We start from the raw sequence: 576 nt of genomic DNA on the forward strand, positions 1-576 counted from the left end.
TTTTGGGTGTATATTACTCAAATGACACAGATTTATGAACACTACCGCCATATGTGCAGCTATTGCGACCTGTGTCAATGAGGGAAGTCTGACTTACATTTTGGGCTCACCACCGCGCTATCGTTTGCAAAGATGAGTAATACTTGGACATCATACATGCCGTAAAAATAATGTTTAAATGTAACTTCATAAATAAATTTTATAGTTATTAAAAATAATCAATGAGTTGGAACTCGACCAACTATCAAGGACGAAAATAATGAACAGACGTTTTATTTTTTCTGCATGCCTACTAACGCTCGCAAGTTGTGCAACTACTCCATCGGCAGATATTCAAGCTAAACGGGCGCAACTTGAGGCGACAACACCAGTTTGTATTGATGAAAAAGACTGCAAAGCTAAGTGGGAAGCCGCTCAGCTTTGGATTGTACGTAATGCTGGATTCAAGCTACAAATAGTCACCGATGTCCTTCTGCAAACTTATAATGCGACTGGTGGAAGCCCGTCATTAGCGGTTCAAGCGACCAAAGAACCTATTGGCGGTGGCAAGTATAAAATTTTGGTTTCCATATCTTG

1 protein-coding gene is annotated in these 576 nt (G+C 40.1%); it reads left to right on the forward strand.

All coding sequences use genetic code 11. The annotated features are described in order from the left end of the window. Positions 1 to 259: 259 nt before the first annotated feature. Positions 260 to 576: hypothetical protein (locus RC73_RS20690; RefSeq protein ID WP_200888011.1), on the forward strand; the 317-nt coding region annotated here is incomplete at its 3' end.

The sequence above is a fragment of the Shewanella sp. ECSMB14102 genome (genome assembly GCF_000813075.1).
Classification (GTDB): domain Bacteria; phylum Pseudomonadota; class Gammaproteobacteria; order Enterobacterales; family Shewanellaceae; genus Shewanella; species Shewanella indica.